Below are 21764 nucleotides of genomic sequence, written 5' to 3'. Positions count from 1 at the left end.
GTCATCCCGAAGAATGACCGGGCCGCCGGAGCGGGGATCTTCTGGTGAGGATAAAAATCCCTCCGGCTACGGAAGATCCCCGCTCCGGCGGCCCGGTCATTCTTCGGGATGACAAAGAGGAATAACAAAAAATGACTACTTGAACAGCAACGGAGCCATTTCGTGCAGGCTACGACGCCAGGTCAGGAATTCGTGGGCAGTATTGTCGGAAACGTACGAAACGGCGTTGTACCCGGCGGCTTTCAGGTCGGTGGCCGATTTCTTCACGCCATCGGGCCGTTCTTTGCTGCCGCAGCTAATGAAAACCAGCTTCGGTTTGGCCTTGCCATTAAGGTCTTCCGGCGCGTAGACACCACCACTAAGGAGCCCGTAATACCCGAACGTTTCGGGCTTATTGAGCGTAATCATTTTAGTTTCCATGCCGCCCATCGACAGCCCGGCCATGGCCCGGTTGTCCCGGTTGTTCAGGGTGCGGAAATTAGCATCCACGTAAGGAATCAGCTCGTCGACCAGCACCGTCTGGAATGGGTCGATTTTGAACTCCCGGATTTTGCCAAATTTCACTTCGTTCGTCATTCCGTAGGTCATCACAATGATGAACGGCTTGCTTTTACCTTCGGCGATCAGGTTGTCCATGATCAGGTTCGCATGTCCCTGATTGCTCCAGGCCGTTTCGTCTTCACCCCAGCCATGCTGTAAATAAAGCACCGGGTATTTTTTCGACTTTTCTTTCTCATAGCCCGGTGGCGTATACACGAACGCCCGGCGGGGTGTGCCTGTACTTTTTGACGGGAAAAGCACCTGCTGGACATGGCCGTGGGGTACATCTTTCAGGGCGTAAAAATCCTGGTCGTGAGCGGGTATTTCGATGCCGCTTTCCCACCGAATCGAACCATAGTAGTTCTTGGCACCGGGATCGTTGAACTTCCCGCCGTCAATCGTTACGTTGTAATAGTGGAAACCTTCGTCCATTGGTCCCGCCGTGGTTCCGGTCCAGAAGCCGTCTTCCCCTTTGGTGAGGATGGTTCCTCCGCGTCCACCCAGCCCCAAGCTTACCCGAACGCTATCGGCCAGAGGTGCCTTTATCCGGAATCGGGCGTAACCCTGTGAATTGACCTGCGGGTATTCCTGTCCCGGCTGGTTGAGGGTAGATGGTTTGAAATCCTCGGCGATAGCCGATTGACTGGTCTGCGCCAAGCAGGTGGCACTCGATAAGGCGATGGCAAACAAGGTTGCTAACGTATTGCGAATCATTTTGTTAAAAGTTTATGATTTGAGAAGTAAATAGATAGGGTGTATTGGTCTTTATCTGAATAGCTCCTGCAACGTAGTTGCCAGATATTGCTTGCAGTTCATCCAGGTATGTCCGCCGGGTACGATGTAGCTCTTCGTGCGGATTTTCTTTTCTTCGAACATGGCGATGTTCTTTTTCACCGGCTCATACAGAAAGTCTTCGGTACCTACGCTGATGGTGAACAGCTTCAGCTGGTTATTGATCTTGTTGGCGTCCGGAGACCAGTTTGTGAAGTTCTTCTGAAACTCTTCGGTAGCCGTGAATGGCGCGTACGAACAGATGTAGGCAAACTTGTCGATGTGCGTAAACCCGATGTTCAGCGTCTGACCGCCACCCACCGAAAAGCCCGCTACGGCCCGGCCTTTGGGTTCTTTGATAACCGGGTAGTTGGCTTCAACGAATGGAAGGATGTCGTTCGCCATGTCTTTGGTGAAGTCGGGCATGGGAGCCGGGCGCACATTGCCATAAGGCATCACGATAAGCATGGGTTTGGCTTTGCCCTGTGCAATCAGGTTGTCGGCGATCAGGTTGGCCCGACCCACTTTGGTCCAGGTTTCTTCCGTGTCGGAGCCGCCGTGAATCAGGTACAGTACCGGGTATTTGGTTTTGCCGTTCGGGTTAAAGCCCGGTGGGGTATACACCAGCAACTGCCGGGTTGTGCCCAGCGTACCTGATTTGTAGTAGCGGTAGCTGATTTTGCCGTGCGGTACGTTCTGGAGCGAATGCACCAGCGGCTGGTCGCCGGGGATGTCAACGATACTGCGTTTGAAGCGTTCGTTGGCGAAAATGTAGGTGTTGCTCGGGTCAGCGATCTGTACGCTATCGACGGTGAAGCTATACGGATAAATGTCCGGTTTAACGGGCGGTACGGTCACGCTCCAGATGCCCGACGTGTCTTTGGTCATGGCAACGGGTGCTTTCAGAAACTCACCGCTAAGCGTTACTTTCTTCGCGTTTCGGGAAAAATACCGGAACGTAACGCTATGGTCGGGATGCACGTCGGGCGAGCTGATGGCTGGTGGGCGCTGCTGGGCACGAGCCGATAACGACGTTACGGTCAGGATGGTCAGAAGATATAGTATTCGGGTCATGGAAGAAGGCGTTTATTGTTGGAACAGCAGTGGCGTAGTGGCGGCAACGTACGTTTTCACGTTCATCCAGGTATGCCCACCGTCGGTAATCAGGCTTTTAAAGTTCACCTGCTTAGCCTTCAGGTAGTCCATAAATTCTACGGTGCCTTTGTACAGAAAATCATCGCTCCCCACGCTCACCCACAGCAGTTTGAGTTGCTTGTTGGTCTGCTCGGGCTTAGCCACGATCTGGCTGAAGTTGCCATCCATCTCCTGGGGCGACAGGTACGAACTATACGCGCACACCCACGCAAACTTATCCATGTGGTTGAAGGCCGTGCGGAGCGTTTGCCCACCTCCGCGTGAAAAGCCGCCAATGGCCCGGTTGTCCCGACCCGGAATAGCCCGGTAGCTCTTTTCGATGTAGGGGATAACCTTGCTGACCAAATCAGTTGTGAAATCGTTGGCTCGTTTTACGGCATCGGCCCCATCCCGTACGGTCGGGTCGGCGGGTTTGGAACCGCCTTTTTGCTCGGCAATCCGCGCGGCTACGTTACCGTAGGGCATGACGATAATCATGGGTTTGGCTTTGCCTTCGGCGATGAGGTTGTCCAGAATCAGGTTGGTTTTGCCAACTTTAAAGAACGTTTCTTCGGTATCGGTCGTGCCGCTGATGAGGTAATAGACCGGGTACTTCTTCGAGGCCGACTGATCGTAGCCGGGTGGCGTATAGACCACCAGCGAACCCGTTGTTCCTTCGATCGACGGGTAATACTCGTAGTTAATGGAGCCGTGGGGTACGTCGCGCATGGCGTGAATCAGGGGCGTATCGCCGGGTACGTCGACCAGGCTGGCTTTGAACCGCTCGTTGGGAAAGAACGCTACGTTGGCGGGGTCCATGACCGTTACGCCATCCACCCGAAAGCTGTACGGGTAAATGTCGGGCTTGACGGGGCCGACGGTTACGCTCCAGATGCCCTGCGCATCTTTGGTCATGGCAACCGGCGCTTTCTCGAACTGCGCGCTCAGTTCCACCGCTTTAGCCTGCGGAGCCAGATAGCGGAACGTAACGGACTTATCGGTGTTTATCTGCGGAGATATGACCAGTGGGCCGCGGGGCGGTTGAGCCAGCGCCAGGCCGGCAACGAACAGTACTGCCCAGAGGAACAATAGACGGGTGCTTGTTTTTCTAATCATGGGTTCGGACGGATGATGACACTGCCAGAGGTTTGGTGGTTCGGACTATTCACTACGTGTTAAGGGTTTACTGGAACAACTTTTGGGCGATGGTTGACAGGTAGAGCTTGCAGTTCATCCAGGTATGGCCGCCGTCCGAAATCAGGGTTTCGTGTTTGATTTTCTTTTCATCGAGCACCTTCAGGTAGTCGTTGATAACCGGATACAGCATATCGTCTTTTCCGACGCCGATCCAGAAGAGTTTCATCCGCTGGTTGGTCTGGGCGGGGTTGGTAAAAGCGGTGGCGTTGTTCCGCTCAAATTCTTCTTTGAGCATACCGGGCGCAAAGCCGCAAACCCAGCTAAAGAGGTCAGGGTTGTTCAGGCCTAAATAGAGCGTTTCGCCACCTCCACCCGAAAATCCGGCAATGGCACGGCTGTCTTTGTCTTTCTTTACGTGGTAATTCTTCTCGACAAACGGAAGCAGATTGCCCAGAAAATCCTTTTTAAACTCCTGTAGATTGTCCCAGTTTCGCAGGCTCCCCGACGATTTGCTGATGACTGGATACGCCCGTCCGTAGGGCATGACGATAATCATGGGTTTGGCCTTGCCCTGCGCAATCAGGTTGTCCAGAATGATGTTGGCGCGACCCACTTTGGTCCAGGTTTCTTCCAGGTCCGTTGTGCCGTGGAGCAGATATAGCACGGGGTACGTTGCTTTAGGACTTGTTTCATAACCGGGCGGAGTGTACACCACCACGGGCCGCTGCCCCAGTTCGGCGGAGTTATACATGCGGTACGACACGGTGCCGTGCGGTACGTTCTGAACGGTATGCACCAGGGGCGCTGAACCGGTTATTTCCACCAGGCTGTTCTGAAATCCTTCATTGGGGAAGATGGCTGCATTTTTGGGGTCGGCTACCGAAATACCATCGACCTGGAAGCTGTACGGATACATATCGGGCTTTACCGGCCCGGTCGTTACGCTCCAGACGCCCTGCGCATCTTTGGTCATAGCAACGGGAGACTTCTCAAACTGGGCGTTCAGCTTTACGTCCTTGGCTGCCGGAGCCAGCAACCGAAATGTGACCGAATTATCGGCGTTAACCTGTGGTGACACCACCGTTGGCCCGCCGGGCGGCTGAGCCATTGCCCCGCCATACAGGCAGAAGAGGACCCCGGCAAGCCAGAAGCGATTAGTTAAAGGGTTAGGCATAGTTATCATTGTTTAGGAAATCATAATGTCAATTGAAGGAAGGATACTCCCTGCCGGGGCAGGTCGAAGGTGAGCGTCGTTTTGCCGTTGGCAACCGTTTTTGTTAGTGGCGGGCCCAGTTCCTGAAGCTGACCTGCCTTTTCCAGCGTCTTATACTGATCGGCCGACACCTGTTGCGGACTGCCCATCGACTTCCACGTCTCGAAAGAGTTGCTGTGCTGCCCATCCACGCGGTAGTGACGAATCTGTATTTTGTTCTTACCAAGACCGTTGATCGTCAATTGAATTGGCGTAGGCGGACCAGTCATATCGTCATCGTGGTAGTTCCACACCATCACACCGATTGAGTTTCCATTTTTGCTGGCGATAGCGTTGACGTCGTTGGCGGTCCGCACACCGGTAGCGATGATGCCGGCGGCATTTAATCCGTTGTTAGTCTGAACCGCAACGCGCTGGCCACCCATTTTACCGAACATGCGGAATACGTTCAGCACGGGCTTATCGATCCCATTCGTGGCTAAATCGCGGAAACCGGCAAACCAGGGCTGATCTTCAAATTCGAACGACCAGCTTACGGCCCCGCGTAGGTTCACCTTATACCGATCCATCAACTCGTAGATGCGCGCAAACGACGAAGCCGTATAGCTGGAGTACATCGTGCCGTTTCGATAGCCGTATTTGGGGTCGCGGGTTACGGCGCAGGCGGCACAGCCCTCCGGATCACATTCACCGATGATGATGGGTATGTTTTTGAGTTCGGGGAATGAATTGACCGCTTCAAAGGCCCGCTGAATGTCCTTTAACTGCACACCCATGTTCATGCGGATATGCCCGTCGACAAACTCCGGGTTGCCTTTGGCGTGGAAGCCAATGTATTGCAGGGGCGTGCCCGTTTTTCCGGTGGCATAGTTTTTACCCCGCAGGCAATGTTCAATGAACCGGGTGAGGTAGCTATACGCCTTTTCGCTCCGTGGACTGGTGGTGTGCGGTCCACCGATGGTACATTCGGGGCAGGCTCGTTTCAGGCCATCGGCGGCATAGTCATACATCTTGCAGTATTCGTCGAACGTACCCGACCAGTACCCAATGTCCGGCTCGTTCCAGACTTCCCAGAGCCAGCTTGTCACTTCCTGCCTGCCGTAGCGGTCGATGCTGTGCCTGGCCCACTGATACACCAGTTCCCGCCATTTGTCGTAGTCTTTGGGCGGATAGGTCCAGCCCGTCCAGAGGTTTCCGCCCTGGCTCCAGGTGTGTTCGTAAGGTTCCGGTTTAGCCGACAGGTCTTTGGGCATAAACCCAATTTCCATCAGGGGCTTCATCCCCCGCTTTACATACGTATCCACGATGCTGTCGACGACCGTCCAGGTATAGATGGGTTTGCCGTTCGCATCTTCCCGGTAGGCATCCGTGTAGCCCCATTTGAGGTCAGGACCTGGACTATTGCCTTTGGAGGTAAGCAGGTTGTGCGCCCGAACGTATACCGGCACGGGGCTGAGTTGCTGTAGCTCGGTGAGCAGCTTCTGGCCGTCTTTCCGGGTGGTGTAATTCGGTTCGTCGTACCCGAAAAACGCCCAGAACGGCTTCATGTCACCAATAGGCTTTGCTGCGTCCACCCGAATCGATACGGGCGCTGGCTGCCCGAAAACCATTCGGCTGCAAAGCAGAAGAAAACAAAGTAAGGAGAAACGATTCATGGGTCAGGGAAAAAGCGGCTTACTACTTGAGCCAGTTGTTGAGTTTCATCCAGGCAAACAGCGGCTCCATCCAGCCGGGGTGACGGAAAATGAACCCGTGATCGCCTTTCGGGTAGATGTGCATTTCGACGGGTACTTTCTGCTTTCTCAGTTTTTCAAAATAGACGATGCTGTTGTCCACATCGACCAGTTTATCGTCGGCCGCGTGGGTGAGGTAGGTAGGGGGCGTATTGGCGCGTACCTGTAGCTCGTTCGAAAAAAGCTCGATGTCGGGCCGCGACGGATTTTTGCCAATCAGGTTATCCCGCGAACCACCGTGCGCCAGGCTGTCCTGCATACTGATCACCGGGTAGATGAGAACCTGAAAATCGGGGCGCAGGCTGGTGCTGCTGCTATTGTCGATATACGCTTTCTCAAAATGCGTAGCGGCCGTAGATGCCAGATGTCCACCCGCCGAAAAGCCCATGATGCCTACTTTGTTTTTATCGATACCCCACTTGTCGGCGTTGTCGCGAACCAGTTTAAGGGCCTGCTGCGCGTCCTGCAGCGGCCCGATTTTCTTGTCGGCCATGATGGCATCGCTGGGCAGTCGGTACTTCAGCACAAAAGCCGCGATTCCTTTTTCGGCCAGTGCTTTGGCCGTGCCGACACCTTCGCCCCGGTACACCACCACCCCGTAGCCGCCACCGGGAATGATGACGACAGCCGTCCCGGACGCTTTGTCGGCAGCGGGTTTGAAGTACTCCAGTGTGGGTTTGGTTACGTTTTTCAGCACACCCGTTTCCGCGCCCGACTCCTGCACGTCCGACGATTTTGAGTTAGGCACCGCAGCCGAATACAGCGGTATGATTTCCTGCGCTATTGAAACGAAAGGCGAAACCAATAGCCAGCCGGTCAGCGCGGTTATGATCAGAGTTAGCTTACCTCTGGTTTGAAGCTTTTCCACTTCTGGTATCGTATATAAGAGGTTCATGTGTCGGAGATAGGAGTTAGTGTTTGCGGTTTCTTTGTCATTCCGACCGGTCCGCCGGTGCGGCAGGAGGGATGACAAAATGCTTCGGGTTAAAAGATCAATCAGCCCTTGTTCGCGTTAGCTAACATTCAAGTTAATTCGTCGCCGTCTGCTTATACCCCAGCAATGACAACATTTGCCTGGCGTAGCGTTTGCCTAACTCCCGATAACCAGCCGCGTTGAAGTGTAAGTTATCCGCCGAGTCGGTGCAGCCTGCGGATGAGATTACATGCGCGTTTTTAATCGTTTGGGGTAGCGTGGCGATGATCTTGTTCATACTCGCGCATTTGCCTTCCTGGTCAGCGTTCACGGTTTCGCCTGCCAGCAGCGGCACTTTTCTGGGGTTCAGATTCAGGTCGCTCATCAGGTTATCGTACACAACCTTGACTTTCTTCGTCCAGAGCGTATCGCCCGTATTCGATTCGCCCTGGTGGAGTAGAATGCCTTTGATGACGCCGTCTTTCTGCGCCAGTTTCGCCATCTCCACCAACCGGCCGTAGGGATTACCGTCGTATTCCTGGATGAAGAATTTCATCCAGCCTGGTACCGTTGTGACGTACGACTCGTATTGATCTTTGTCGAACAGCTCGATTTTACACCCGCCAATGGCTACGTTGATGACGCCCACTCTGACCTTTTCGGGGAGGTTCGTCACCAGATCCCGGCCAAAATAATCGGCGGGGGTCAGGCCGGTACGGCAGCGGCACAGGGGCGGAATGGCGGTGTACCAATTCCCTTTGGTTCGGTTGATAGCCGGGCAATCAACCGCTTCCATCACTTGAAAACGGGGATCTACATTAATCGTGTCCTGCGGCTCAATTCTGGCGTTCCCCTCCATGTTGGATTGTCCGAAACACAGGAAGATGTAGAAGTTCTTGTCCTGGGCATGGGCTGTGACGCTGAAGAATCCCAGTAGGATGGCAAGGAGTAAAGGCAGGCTGTTCGTTTTCATGGGTGTCTTGGTTAGAGACGTCTTTACGCCGAAAAACCGGGGAGCTTGTTGGCGCATAGACTGGCTACATTATTTATTAATCAGCTCATTAGCCGCTCCGGCCAGCATAATGTAGGACGAGCAGATGTCGATAATTACTTCGTTCTCCCCCCACAGGAAAGGCCAGTCCTCCCGGTTCTCCGGGAAATCGGGTTTCAGCACCATAATGCCCGGCACCACCCCACCGGCGATGTAGCTGAAGTCGGCCCGGTTGCTGCCGTAGGTAATCTTTTTGGAGCGCGTACCCACTGCCGACACAAAGGATAGGTTGTGGTAGGGATGACAGCCCAGAATGTAGTTCAGCCCTTTATAGACATATTCGGCACTGATGATGTCTGGGAAAAACTTGTGGGCATGGTAATTTGTGATGGCCCAGTTAATGACCTGTTGGTTGCTGCCCCAGCCCCCGCGTGTACCGGCTGGAACGCCGTACGGATTCTGTTTGGCATTTTCGTCGCTCGACGCCTTAAACTTGATGACATAGTCCTTCAGCTTCGTCTGGTACTGCTTGTCCATGTAGGGATAAGCCTGAAGGGCGGCCGTCATGCCAAACGCAACCGACCGGTCGAGAGCGGGCCAGATAGCGTCCCTGAATTTTTGGGCGTACCGTTCGTCTTTCGTGGTGATGTACAGTTGCAGAGCCGCCGACATCTCAGTGTTTCGGCGGAACATAGCAAACCGGGACGTATCGGCATTTGCCTTGCCGTCATTTTCGTCCCATAATTTTTGGGCGTATTGAAGCGCCTGATTCGACAACGTATCGTTGAACCCTTTGAGCGCCCGACTGGCGGCTGCCAGCGCTGCGGCCGTATTATAATCCAGAAAGGCGGAGCGGGTGGTGAAAGCCCAGCGGTCGTCCATCGTGCCGCTCGATTTCCCGTCCGACTCGTACGGTTTCAGGTTGGGATTGTACGGCAGGTTGTCGGTTTCGGTGTTCGCGTCGCCCAGGTGGTGATACTGGTGCAGATTGGGCACGATGATACCCCGAACCGGATGCCCGATGTTTTTGATTTGTGCCACCAGGTTTAACGTACCATGTTCAATCTGCTGCAACAGGTCGGGCTTACCATCGGGCCGGTGAATATCGACGTACTGCTGCTGCTGATCGATCCAGGTCTGATCGCGGGTGAGTTTGAACATCTCCCAGGCCTCTACAAAATTCAGAATCGTGGTGTTGTGCGAGCCGGTCTGGATGTCGAAATCACCGGCGTCGAACCAGCCGCCTACCCCCAGGCCCGGAATTCGTTCCAGCGGTTTGTATTTGGTGTCAGTTTTGTCGCCCATACTGTAGCCGTCGAAATGCTGCTGATTCAGCGGAGCCTGGAGCGCGTCGTCCTTGAACGGGACGCCATGCCAAACCCGGTAGGCTTCATTGACCATCATGTGGTCCATCTGCACCGGAAACCACACGTCCAGCGTCGGGTGCCAGATTTTCGTGTACACATCGGGCGCAATCAGGAACGAATTGGTTTTCTGGCTGCCGTACTGGATGAAATACACCCCCGGCTCCCGGACGTTGCTGAAATCGAAGCGGGCGTAGTTGTACCGCAGGAATTTTCCCCACGGCATTACGTTTCCTTTCAGTTTCTCGACCGTGCGGCCATCCGGAGTGATCTGAAACAGCGAGGCCGTTTTCAGGGGCGTATCGAGCTTGTCCAGTTCAATAACCGCCACCTTTTCCTGCCTGGGATGGTAGCCTACCTGAGAGAATCCGACTACCGGCGTCCGCTTCCAGTTCGGCACTACGTTCGGCTCTACGTACCAGGTCAGCACCTTGCCGGTTTTCTGGGCTGGCAGCAGACTCCGCACAATGAACCAGCCGTTCTGGGCCAGGTTCCGCCCGTCGAACAGCATCAGTTCCGTTTCAGACTGTACCTTGACTAAATGCTCGGGGTCTTCGGGGGCCAGCACCAGTGTTTTACCCGACGTCAACGCAGCAGGAACGATGAACTCTGCTTTGCCGTGCTCCTCAAGTGTGTTGTGAATACCGAACTGCTGAATTTTCTTCGAGCGGGGTTCGATTCGGGTGTCGCTGGCCGGGTATAGCGGGAACGTACCGGGTCTTCCATCGGCCAGATACGACTTTTCGAAGTAGGCCGACGGCACAAATTCGAGGTTGAACCCTGCCTGGCCAATCAGTTTCTCGGGCAGGGGTTTATCCAGAAATACGTTGACTTCAAACCCATTTCCTTTAGGGGTGACCACCACCCTCGAGTCGAAATCAAGTTCCTGGTAACGGAGCGCCACCTCGATGCTGTTGGTCGCTTTATCAACTTTTCGCGACATCATTTTGGGTACCAGATCCCATTGTTCGGGCGTATTCTGCAAGCGCACGGCTCCGCCCGTCGAAGTACGGACTCCGTGGTGAATGAGTTCGATGCCAGCGGTTTTTTCGTCGAAGAACATCCCGTTGAACTGACCGCTGAAAACCAGCAGATTCAGGCCGGGAGTTTCATAATACTCCAGCTCATTGAGCTTCAGCTTTTGCGCCTGCACTGCGCCCGAAAGTAGCAGTGAGGCAAGAAAGAGCAAGAGAAAGGCTGATCCATTCAGGAATTTCGTTTTCATATCAGTTCGGGTAAAGGCTGGAATGAGGTTCAGTTGGGTTGTGAAATCGTATCGGTGATCCGGAAGTAATCGAAGTCGGCAAATCCACCCGCTTGCTGAGTGGCGTAGTTGAACAGCCCGAACCGGTAGCCCATAAAATGCGGAATGGTGTAGGGCATTTTCAGCGGTTCGCCAATGGGAAGCCAGGCTTTACCGTCGAGACTGTAGAAAAAACGGGCAATGTCTTTGCGGTCGCGGAAGTTACACTCGGCTTTTAGATACACTGGTTTCTGACCCAACGGAATTCGCTGCACCTCCACTGGCTTTCCGGTGGCCGCGCTGACCATGACAACCGACCGGCTTCCGTTTTCAACCTTCACGCCAATAAGCCCGTAATTTTTTTGCAACAGACACAACCCGGCAAAATCGCCATCTTTCAAATTCGAGGCATCGAGCAGCGTAGCGCCGGTACTTTCGGGGCCAATGGTTCGCTGAGTGAGCGTGTTGCGGGCCATTACAAACGAGGTGTCGATACGGCCGGTTTTCAGCCGCAGAAAGCCTTTGCGCTCGGTTACTGACCAGAGGCTATTGTCGGGATTGTGATTCCATTGCCACACCAGCGGCAAGGCTGGCTCACCTTTTTTGCGGGTGAATTCGTCGGAAGCCACGACGCCCGGAATCAGCCCGTTGCTGGCCGGGAGATCGAGGGTTTGGGGCACTTTGCCGTTATCGCCCAGCACCGGCCAGCCATCTTCCCATTTTACAGACACCAGATACGGAATGCGGCCCACCCCGCCAAAATCGCGGAACAGGTAGGCAAACCACCGGCCATCGGGCGTATCAATCAGACCACCCTGCGCCACGCCCAAATCCTGAAGCGCCACCCGGCCTTCCCAAGGACCGGTGAGCTTGTCGGACCGGTGGATGATTACCGTGCGCATACCTCCTTTGGGCCAGGTGATGTTGAAGAGGTAGTACTTGCCCTTTACCTTAAACAGCTGCGACCCTTCGGCGGGCAGGCCCCCACCCGTACCGGATGGGGTACTGGCGTTTTCAATCAGAACCTGCTCAGTGGTGCCGGGTTTCACACCCGACGCATCGGCGGTGAGTTCGACCAGTTTGAGCTTACCCGCACCGTAAATCAGGTACGTTCGGCCGTCGTCATCGAAAAACAGGCTGTGGTCGTGGTACGACGGTTTAAACGAATGCTCTTTCCAGGGGCCTTTCTCAATATTCTTCGTGGTGTAGATATAAGTTTTGCCGGTTGTCTGGGCGAAGGTCGTTACGTAGTACAGGCCGTTATGGTAGCGAAGGCTGCTGGCCCATGAACCCCGGCCGTAGGTACTCTTGCCATTGGTCAGGTTTAGTGCGTCCACACTCGCCAGCGTATCATAGGCGTAACCGACCAACTGCCAGTTCACCAAATCTTTCGACTTCATAATTGGCAGCCCTGGACTCAGGTGCATGGTCGTACTGCTCATGTAATATGTATCCTTTACCCGGATCATGGCCATATCCGGCACATCGGCGAAAATGATGGGATTCCGGGCGGTTTGGGCTTTGGCTGAATACAGAACCATAAGCAGGCAGATGAGCATTGCCCCCAAACGAACAAGCAGGGTTTTCATTGAATACTGAATCTATACGTGGTTAAGTCCTATTGTTCAAGTGGTCCAATTAACTCAATGAACGTACCGTCGGGGTCCTGCACCAACACAAAGTGCGCTTTATCATTCAGGGGCGTTGGCGTACTGCCCAGGAACGGCACCTTCATCTGTCTGAGCCGCTCTACGATTGGTTTCAGCGCTTTTACGTTGATAGTGATGTATTGCATGCCCGTATCGTCCTGAATGAATTTAGGCTTTGGGTGCGATGCCTTCTTGCCGAAGCTCATCAGCTTCCAGTCGGTCGCTTCAGGACTGTTTTCCAGTTTCAGAATGGTTACAGCCGCTGAGGCTCCGTTCGCCAGACCAGAGCGTTTCGAGAATTCATCGTTTATAGTGAAGTTTCCGGTTTTCACCATCCCAATACCATTGACATAAAAGTCCAGCGAGCGTTCGAGGTCGGTCACCACGACGCCTATGCCAATCGTTTTGCTGCTGAAGTTAGATTGGGCGGAAGCGACGTTGCAGCACAAAAGGGTAGGGAGGAGCAAGAGAAAAATTTTCGCCAGCAGATTTGTATTCAGTAAGCGAATGGAGAAGTAGCTCATGGTTATTCAAAAAGTGAGTTTAGGAAAGGGCCTTGATTCAGGCCCGGAAATAATGCTTTGTATCGATCGCAATCTGTTGAGAAATGTAAATGGTGTTAATTTGACACATTTAAACGCAATATAAAAAAACTGCTACATGATAAACGAACGCTTGTTAATGCGTTACTAATCTGATTTGATGGATACGGGGTGTGTTTCTTTCGTTCAGAGCCCTGATGGTCAACGTTATCACTTCGTTGTTGTCTGCTTTCAGTCGGATCGTTCTTCCTTGTATTAAAAGAATTTCGGCAGGCTTTTCATTAATTGAAAAGCTCACGTTTTCGGGCTTTACATCATCCAAAGCAGTGATGTCAACGAATTTACCCGCCAGCCCATTCTTGTTCTGCAACTGGTAGGAGATATAGGCCCGCGTGCGTCGCCAGAACCGCTCATCATCGTAACCCGATTCGCTTTTTTCGCCCTTGTATCGGTGATCAACTTCGGGTTGCTGTTCCCCGCAATTCACCTTGTCGACCGTCCTGGCTTCCAACGCCAGCGTTTCGGCTTCCTGCTGTTTCAGGCGAGCCTGCTGCTCGTTGAAGGCGGCTTGCGTAAACGTCGGGAAATACATCTGGTAGCGGGCATCGTGAACCTCATAGAAGGGTTGCAGTGTCAACGTATCCAGTTGGAATCGCAGGGTAGAAACGGGTTTTAGCCGGTTCAGATACGTTGTCGGGTCGCCCACGAGCGCGTAGGCACTGGTCAGTGGGTATAGCTTCCCTTTTGTCTCATGCCCCATCCGGCTATCGTCGGCGAACAGGCCGGTTAGGTCGGCCGTTGACGTTTTAGCGGCCAGCACAATGGGGCCATGCACAAAGGCCGCCCAATTAGAGCCATCCGGTAACGATTCCAGCCGGGTGGTCGGTTTGAAACGAACCGTTACTACGTCGCCCGACTTCCATTTTCGCGGAATGGCAATGTAGCCCGAAGGTTTACCGGCAACGCTCTGCGCTTTCCCATTGACCAGTACTTCCAGGTTTTCGGCCCATTTCGGGTAGCGAATTTGTAGCGAAAACGTCTGTGGTTTTGTCTGCTCAATAATCAGTTCCGTCTGGTTTTCGTATGGGAAACTAGTGCGCTGGTTAAGCCGGATTCCTTTTTCTTTCCAGGCTAACGTTGACGGGATGAAGAGGTTAACAAACAGCTCATTAGCCGAATGACTATAAATCAGTTCGCCGTATTTGGTGTGATTTTCCAGCCCCGACCCTACGCAGCACCACATGCTGGTTTCGGGCTGCGAATACACCCGGTAATGGTTAGGGCGAATGGGCGTGAAATACACGAACCCGCCTTTTTCGGGGTGCTGGCTCGACAGGATGTGGTTGTACAGCGTTCGCTCATAGAAGTCGAGGTAGCTTACGTCGTTCTTATCCAGAAACAGCGCTTTGCTCAGCCGGAGCATGTTGAACGAATTGCAGGTTTCGGGGCCCTGGTTTGAGCGCAGCAACTGCCCAAAATCGGTTGTCGGGTTGAAATGCTCGCGGACGCTATTGCCGCCAAAAGCCACACTACGGGTCTGCGTTACGTTCTGCCAGAAGTACGTAGCGGCCTCCGACCAATCGGTTTTACCCGTCAACGTGGCAATCTTCTCAAAACCAATTACCTTCGGAATCTGCGTGTTGGCGTGCAGTCCGGTTAGTTTATCCTGTTGTTCCAGCAAGGGCATCAGCAAGGCACGATGCGAAAGCCGCTGCGCCGTTTCAAGGTATTTTTTGTCGTTGGTCAGGATGTACAGATCGGCGAAGGTCTCATTGATACCACCGTGTTCAGTACGTAGCACCTGCTGAATCTGCTCGTCGGAAAGAGGGTTAATGAGCGTAACGAACCAGTCGCCCAGGCCAGTTAACACCTGCTTGGCCTGCTGATTTCCGGCGTATTCGTACGCATCCCGCAGACCCGCAAACAGCTTATGAATATTATAAAGCGGCACCCAGGTATTGTTCAGCCCAAAGCTGCTGCCATCAATATCCCCTTTGTGAATCCGCTCCCAGAACACCTTCCCCTGCGGAATACCACCGACGTAGCCGTTGCCATTTTTGGTCTGACAACGGGCTAGTTCGGCAATCATATAATCCAGCCGTTTTTTAAGTTCAGGCTCACCCGTTGACGCATACATCATCGCCAGCGCCGAGAGGTAATGCCCGCCAATATGGCCATCCAGCCCCACGCTTTCCCAGTTACCATAGCGGGGCGCTTTGGGAGGCAGTCCGGCATCAATCCAGTACGGAGCCAGCAGTTTGTCTGGGTCGAGCGCCAGGATATACTTCAGGTCAACATCCTGGGCCTGCTTAAAAGGCCCACTCGACAGCTTTACGTCCTGCAAGGTAAACGGCTGCATCTGCGCCCCTGCCGACAGGCTGAGCAAAAACAGGAGGGTGATATGGGATAGGGTATTTTTCAAGGGCTTATCAATTACTTATACATCGGATCGTCGCCTTTGTATTTCAGGTACTTGAATGAAGCTGAATTCTCGGACTTTTCACCAGATGAGGTAGCATACAGGCCATACACACAGCCAATGAAGCTGTTGGCCGCTTTGGTGCTCAAAAACTTACCGTCAACCTGGTCTTTCAACAAGTTCCAGTTTTTTCCATCGGTCGAGTAGTAGAAGCTGTACAAGGCTCCTTCCGACTGTATTTTGAAATTCACTTTGGCAACGGATGAAGGCAAAGGCACTTCGGACACCAATTCCAGGGCTTTGTCTTTGCTCTTGACTAACTGAACGACGTCTTTACCTCCATTTTTTGACTTAGCCACGAAGTAAAAATGGCGTTCGTCCTGAAAAATCACCAACCCCGCTTTTTCATTATCTGTTTTTGGCGAAAACATCACTTCGGTTTCGGCAGTACTGTAAAGGTGTTGCTGACGCTTACCCACAAACGAAGGATTTCCCATTTCAGAAATCGTTTCCGGCTTAAGTGTAAGCGTCAATCCATTGGCCTTTGAGGTTTTAAACGAACTGCTATCCACCGTTCTCAAAAAAAGCATCGACAGATCAAGCCCTTTGTCGAAGGTCATCGTATACGCGAAGTTGCCATTTTGCGGTAAAGCACCTTTCTGTTTAACTTCTTTGATGTTGGTTTTGTATTGGTATTCAATGGCTTTTTCGCCGTGTTCGATCATCGGCCAATCGTTTACCCACGTCAGTGGAGCAATGAACATTTCGCGACCTGTATTATAATAATCGCCTTCGTAGGGACGTACCGCCAGGAAAATCGAATACCACTTCCCATCGGGACCTTCGATAAACTGAGCGTGTCCAGCCGAGGTGATGGGATCTTTCCGGTCGGCGGGTAGGCCCCGTTGTGTCAGCACGGGGTTGCCTTCAAACGGTACATAAGGTCCCCAAACATCCCGGCTGCGCAGTGCCACCTGCGAGTGGTTTACGGAGGTTCCGCCTTCGGCCGCATACAGGATGTACCAACCGTTACGCTTCAGAATGTGCGGTCCTTCAATCCAAACCGGCTTTTTTGAGAGGTCTACGCCCCCATTCACCAGTTGCTTTTCTTCGCCTACTACTTTCAGATTCTTGTAGTCGAACTCATACATTCGGATGGTGCGGTGGCCCGGATATAGCGGTTTGCGGTCGGGAGCGTCGCTATTGTAAATGATGTAGGCTTTATCGGTCTCCTCGTCAAAATAAATCGACGGGTCAATCCCGCGCACCTGCGGAATTTTCACCGGATTACTGTAGGGTCCCGCCGGATTTTTGGACGTTACAACAAAATTTCCATCATGGTCAATATCCGTACATGTTACGTAGTATGTCCCTTTGTAATAAGTGATAGCTGGAGCGAATAACCCGCGCGTCATGCGCTCGCCCATGAAATCCATCTGCGAAGGCCGGTTGATTACATTGCCGATTTGTTTCCAGTTTTTCAGGTCACGGCTGTGCATGATCGGCAAACCCGGGAAATAGGAAAACGTAGAATGTACTGAATAATAATCAGCCCCTACCCGGACAATACTCGGGTCGGGGTAAAATCCGGTCAGGATGGGGTTGACCAGCGTGGTTTGCGATACACTGACGTAGCTTATCAGGCAGCAAAACACGGCAAACGCATTAAGGAACAAGCACTTCTTCATGGTTATTCAGATTGATAAAATCAGCAAATTGATTATTGAGCGACCAGCGTGTACACCCTGCCCGCCTGCGTAGGCAGATCGTACAGCATGGTTTCTTTCAGGGCTAGTGCTGGCTTACCAGCCTGGGGCGACACAACGGGGGTAGGGGTGGCTTCGGTGTAATAAAATGGGTTCGGGTTTTGACCCGACGCGTTCGCCAGCCCCTTACCACGGCTATTTTTCACCGCATTCGGTACGCGCAGCCGCAGGTTGCCGCCCAGATTAGACCTGACCGTTAGCTTGGTCAGTTTGCCGTCTTTCCACTGCATATCCACTACCTCGAAACCGCCCAGTGCCCGCAGGCCCGTAACGCTGCCGGTGGGCCAAACGTCGGGCAATGCAGGCAGGATATGCATGGCCCCATCGGCGCTTTGCAGCAGCATTTCTGTCATGCCCGACGTACAGCCGAAATTGCCGTCAATCTGGAACGGCGGGTGCGCGTCGAACAGATTGTTGTATGTGCCGCCCCCTTCTTTATTGACACCCAACGGGGTAAGCTGATTTTGAATTAAGGTGTAAGCATGATTACCATCCTGCAAACGCGCCCACCAGTTCACTTTCCAGCCCATGCTCCAGCCGGTCGATACGTCGCCCCGGTGGATGAGCGATGTCTTGGCCGCGCTGTAGAGTTCAGGAGTTCGGTACGGGGAAATCTGGTTTGACGGAAACAGGCCGTACAGGTGCGAAATATGCCGGTGTTTGTCATTAGGGTCGTCGATGTCCTCTAACCACTCCTGCAACTGACCGTGCTGACCAACGTGCATAGGCGGGAGCTTACTGCGCTTTTGTTTCAGCGTATCGACAAAAGCGGCATCGGTTTTCAAAATCTCGGCGGCCCTTATTGTCGTGCTGAATACATCGAAAGCAATCTGATTGTCCATCGTTGTACCCGCATCCAGCGATGAACCACCGTGAGCTGCGGGGGCGTTTTCGGGCGAGGTGCCTGGATTGACTACCAGCCAGTGGTACTTAGGGTGTTCGACCAGATAGTCCACATAGAACAGAGCCGCCCCTTTAAGAATGGGGTAAACCGATGCCAGATACGCCTTGTCGCCGTTGTAGAGGTAATGGTCCCAGAGGTGCTGGGCTGTCCAGCCGCCACCGGCTATCCACATACCCCAGGTAGCCCCGTCGATCGCGCCGGTAGTTCGCCAGATATCGGTATTGTGGTGGGCCATCCAGCCCCGGGCTCCGTACATGACGTGGGCTGTTTCCTGTCCCGCTTCCGACAGTTCTTTCACCATCCGCAGGAACGGCTCGTGCAGCTCAGCCAGATTCGTTTTTTCAGCGGGCCAGTAATTCATCTGGGCGTTGATGTTGATGGTGTACTTGCTATCCCAGGGCGGTCGCATCCGGTTATTCCAGATTCCCTGTAGGTTAGCGGGCTGCCCCGTTGGCTGCGAGGACGAAATCAGCAGGTAGCGCCCGTACTGGTAGTAGAGTGCCGCAAACTGCGGGTCGTTGGCGGTTCGGAAGTTTTTCAGCCGCTCGTCGGTGGGTAGCTTTGTGGCTTCGGCGGATGTTGAGCCGAGATCCAGCCGTACCCGGTTGAAATAGTTCTGATACGCACCGACATGCGGAGCCAGCATGGCCGCGTACGATTTTGAGTAGGCGTTGTTCAGATACGATGCCGCCCGGGCGTTTTCGTCTCCGCTAACGTCCTTGTGATTTTTGAAGTTGGAGGCAATCGAGATGTATACCGTTGCGGCCGTAGCGCCTTTTACGGTGAGCGCGGTGTCATTGGCCGCCAAGCTGCCGCCTTCCGTCCTGATGCGGGTAATGCTCTTGAAGCGCACCATGCCTTTCACGCCCTCGTGGTCCGACGTAGTGCCGGTAAGGGTGAGTTCGTTGGCGGGTGTTGTTTTTTTATCTGCGGTGTTGTGCTGGGTTGAGTAGGAAGCCGAGAAGGCAAGCCGTCCCGGTTGACTGGCCGTAAGGTGCATCACCAGTACCTGATCGGGAAATGATGCGAAAATTTCGCGGGTGTAGGTAACCCCATCAACCGTGTATGTCGTTCTGGCAACGGCCCGTTCGATGTCCAGCTCCCGGTAATAGTTGGTGAACTGGTCGTGCCCCTCGAAAGTCAGGTGCAGATTACCCACGGGCTGAAACATCTGTCCGTGTGCCTTCTTGGTAATGATTGCTTTGTTGGCCAGTTGCTCGGCTTCTTTCTGCTTCCCGTCAAAGATTAATTTGCGGATCTCCGGCAAAGCCGCCAGCGCAGCCGGATTGTCGTTCCGGTTAGGGCTACCACTCCAGACGGTGTGTTCGTTTAATTGAATCGTTTCCCGCGCTACGTTACCATAGACCATAGCTCCCAGCCGACCGTTGCCAATGGGCAGGGCATTCTCCCAAACCTGGGCAGCGGGCTTGGCGTACCACAGCTTCAGGGCGGACTTGTTTTGACAAAACCCGATGGTAGATACTGAAAGAAGGGAAAGACAGACGAATAGTCTCATAGAAGTACTTGCACATTATAAAAAAGCATGCCTTTTAAAGGAAGACGTAAGAGGGGCAATTTCTAACCCTCTTACGTCTATCACTACGTTAATTAAACGCAAGTTCTCAGTAACCAGGGTTCTGTGGGAACTTAGGCCCCTCAACTACTCTGTCAATCTGCGTTTGTGGAATAGGTCGCAGCATATGATAATCCTGTACGTAGGGAGCTGCTTCCGGGTTCCATGCCTTCACGCGACGCACCAACGAACGCGTCCGCACCAGATCATGCCAGCGTTGCCATTCTCCGAAAAACTCGCGGCTACGTTCATCCAGAATAAAATCGACCGTTACGTCGGCAGCCGTAATGGTCATGGCGGTTGCTGCAGTTGCATTCTGAGCGGCTGTGTTCGTTTTACGGAACGAAGCCCGACGTCTTACTACGTTAAGTAATTCGGCCGCCTTCGTGGCGTCGCCTGCTTTCAGATACGCTTCGGCCCCCGTCAGATAAACGTCCGAGAAACGGTACAGCACAACAGGACGGGTAGAGGGATCATTGAAGTTAGCCCCCCGACTGGGATCCATAAATTTCTTAAGGGCCGGGAAGATCCCGTTATCCCACAAGCTGGGTGGTACCACTAGTCCCTTGAAGGGCCGTGTTCCGACAAATTGAGGAGCGCCTTCTACTTCAAAATCGGGCAACCAAACAGCGGTATCTGCCCCTACCACTGTGGTATAGCCGATACCCCGTTTGTTGTTAGCCGCTGTAGGTGTATTCGTCACAGCAGTGTTGGCGATGTAAACCGTATAGAATGAGTTCTGAAACCGCGAATCGGCGTTCCGGTTCGTGAAGGCCTGATCCAGAAAATAGTTCTTACCAGCATTACCACCTGAAGGCCACTTGTAGCTGTTTGGACGCATCCGAACATAAGGGCGTCCATACTGCGAATCCCGGAGCATCAGCGAGGTGCCGCTGTTGACGTAAGCCCCTGCAGCACTCTTGTAGGAGTTGATACCGCTATTGTTTGGGTAATTCCAGTTCGTGAACCAAGGGCTTAGATTTTGCGCGAATCCTCCACCTGCTGCCGCTCCAACTTGGTAGTAACCATACTTTGGATCGAGTACATGATCACTGACAAACATGGTTTCTTTGCCGTAATCGTTAGCCGGTACAAACGCATCACCATAATCCTGCCATAAATCGAGCCCATACGTTGCTTTATTCGCTATGATTTCGCTACAAATGGTAGCTGCCTGCGTAAAATCAGCGGCCGTGTTGTTAAGCCAGCCACGGGTCAGATATGCCTTTGCCAGCAGCAATTGGGCCACGGGTTTGGTGGCTGCTTTACCCAGGAAAGGAGCGGTCGGCTGGTTTGGTAAATCAGCGGCTGCTTCAGTCAGGTCTTTAATAATCAGTTCATATACTTGAGCAGCGGGCTGACGGGAAGCGGCCTGAGAAGGGGTCGTTATAAATTCAGTACTGAGCGGTACGTCACCCCAGGTCTGCACCAGATAAAAATACCAGAACCCGCGCAAAAACTTGGCCTGAGCCAGATACTGTTTCCGGGTAGTTTCCGGCAGATCAATCGTCTGGCCGTATTTAAGTACCCCGTTTATTGTATTAATATCCTGAAACGCTGTGCCCCAGGCCGCTCCGAAGTTACTTCCGTTCAACCCATTATAAGTATAAGGTGGAACTCCTCCGCTACTGGCTCCCTGTAAAAACTCGTCGGTACCCGCCTGCATCTCCACAGTAAAGCCTTCGGTTCCCCACTGGCCCCGGATGTCGTTATAAACACCGGCAATTCCACCTAATACGCCAGATGGACTATTGAAATAAGAAGGAACAATCTGGGACTGGGGATTCTCCTGTAATATTTTTTCGCAACCCGTGCTAAGTATAGCCGTCAGGCCAAGCACGGCACCAACTTTTATTGCTTTCATAGTAGCTT

General features: G+C 53.2%; 14 protein-coding genes. All 14 read right to left on the bottom strand.

The features are described 5' to 3' along the window. Positions 1–135: 135 nt before the first annotated feature. Positions 136–1254, bottom strand: coding sequence for an alpha/beta hydrolase-fold protein (locus ACYVBJ_RS13565; RefSeq protein WP_460982841.1), 1119 nt, complete (start codon positions 1252–1254; stop codon positions 136–138). A 51-nt stretch (positions 1255–1305) separates the two neighbouring features. Continuing rightward, a complete protein-coding gene (locus ACYVBJ_RS13560; protein WP_460982840.1) occupies positions 1306–2385 on the bottom strand; it encodes an alpha/beta hydrolase in 1080 nt (359 codons plus the stop codon). A gap of 12 nt (positions 2386–2397) precedes the next feature. After that, complete coding sequence (locus ACYVBJ_RS13555; protein WP_460982839.1) at positions 2398–3561, bottom strand: alpha/beta hydrolase-fold protein; 1164 nt, start codon at positions 3559–3561, stop codon at positions 2398–2400. A 67-nt stretch (positions 3562–3628) separates the two neighbouring features. Next, on the bottom strand, positions 3629–4756 hold the full coding sequence (locus tag ACYVBJ_RS13550) for an esterase (RefSeq protein ID WP_460982838.1): 1128 nt from the start codon (positions 4754–4756) through the stop codon (positions 3629–3631). 20 nt (positions 4757–4776) lie between these two features. Then, a complete protein-coding gene (locus ACYVBJ_RS13545) occupies positions 4777–6450 on the bottom strand; it encodes a GH39 family glycosyl hydrolase (protein ID WP_460982837.1) in 1674 nt (557 codons plus the stop codon). Between the two features lie 22 nt (positions 6451–6472). Beyond that, a complete protein-coding gene (locus ACYVBJ_RS13540) occupies positions 6473–7423 on the bottom strand; it encodes an alpha/beta hydrolase (protein ID WP_460982836.1) in 951 nt (316 codons plus the stop codon). Positions 7424–7556: 133 nt separating this feature from the next. After that, positions 7557–8414: a sialate O-acetylesterase gene (locus ACYVBJ_RS13535; RefSeq protein WP_460982835.1), complete on the bottom strand. Its 858-nt coding sequence runs from the start codon at positions 8412–8414 to the stop codon at positions 7557–7559. 69 nt (positions 8415–8483) lie between these two features. Next, positions 8484–11021, bottom strand: a complete 2538-nt coding sequence (locus tag ACYVBJ_RS13530) for a glycoside hydrolase family 9 protein (protein WP_460982834.1) — start codon at positions 11019–11021, stop codon at positions 8484–8486. Positions 11022–11050: 29 nt separating this feature from the next. Beyond that, positions 11051–12628, bottom strand: coding sequence for a glycoside hydrolase family 43 protein (locus ACYVBJ_RS13525; RefSeq protein WP_460982833.1), 1578 nt, complete (start codon positions 12626–12628; stop codon positions 11051–11053). A 29-nt stretch (positions 12629–12657) separates the two neighbouring features. Further along, a complete protein-coding gene (locus ACYVBJ_RS13520; protein ID WP_460982832.1) occupies positions 12658–13212 on the bottom strand; it encodes a VOC family protein in 555 nt (184 codons plus the stop codon). 154 nt (positions 13213–13366) lie between these two features. After that, positions 13367–15652, bottom strand: coding sequence for a glycoside hydrolase family 127 protein (locus ACYVBJ_RS13515; RefSeq protein WP_460982831.1), 2286 nt, complete (start codon positions 15650–15652; stop codon positions 13367–13369). An 11-nt stretch (positions 15653–15663) separates the two neighbouring features. Then, entirely contained in the window at positions 15664–17337 is a 1674-nt protein-coding gene (locus tag ACYVBJ_RS13510) for a glycoside hydrolase family 43 protein (RefSeq protein WP_460982830.1), read from the bottom strand. Positions 17338–17369: 32 nt separating this feature from the next. After that, on the bottom strand, positions 17370–19835 hold the full coding sequence (locus ACYVBJ_RS13505) for a glycoside hydrolase family 95 protein (protein WP_460982829.1): 2466 nt from the start codon (positions 19833–19835) through the stop codon (positions 17370–17372). A 106-nt stretch (positions 19836–19941) separates the two neighbouring features. After that, a complete protein-coding gene (locus ACYVBJ_RS13500; RefSeq protein WP_460982828.1) occupies positions 19942–21756 on the bottom strand; it encodes a RagB/SusD family nutrient uptake outer membrane protein in 1815 nt (604 codons plus the stop codon). Between the last annotated feature and the right edge of the window lie 8 nt (positions 21757–21764).

This window comes from Spirosoma fluminis (assembly GCF_054778895.1).
Note: the sequence above shows the minus strand (reverse complement) of the source record. Positions and strands in the feature narration are given on the sequence as shown.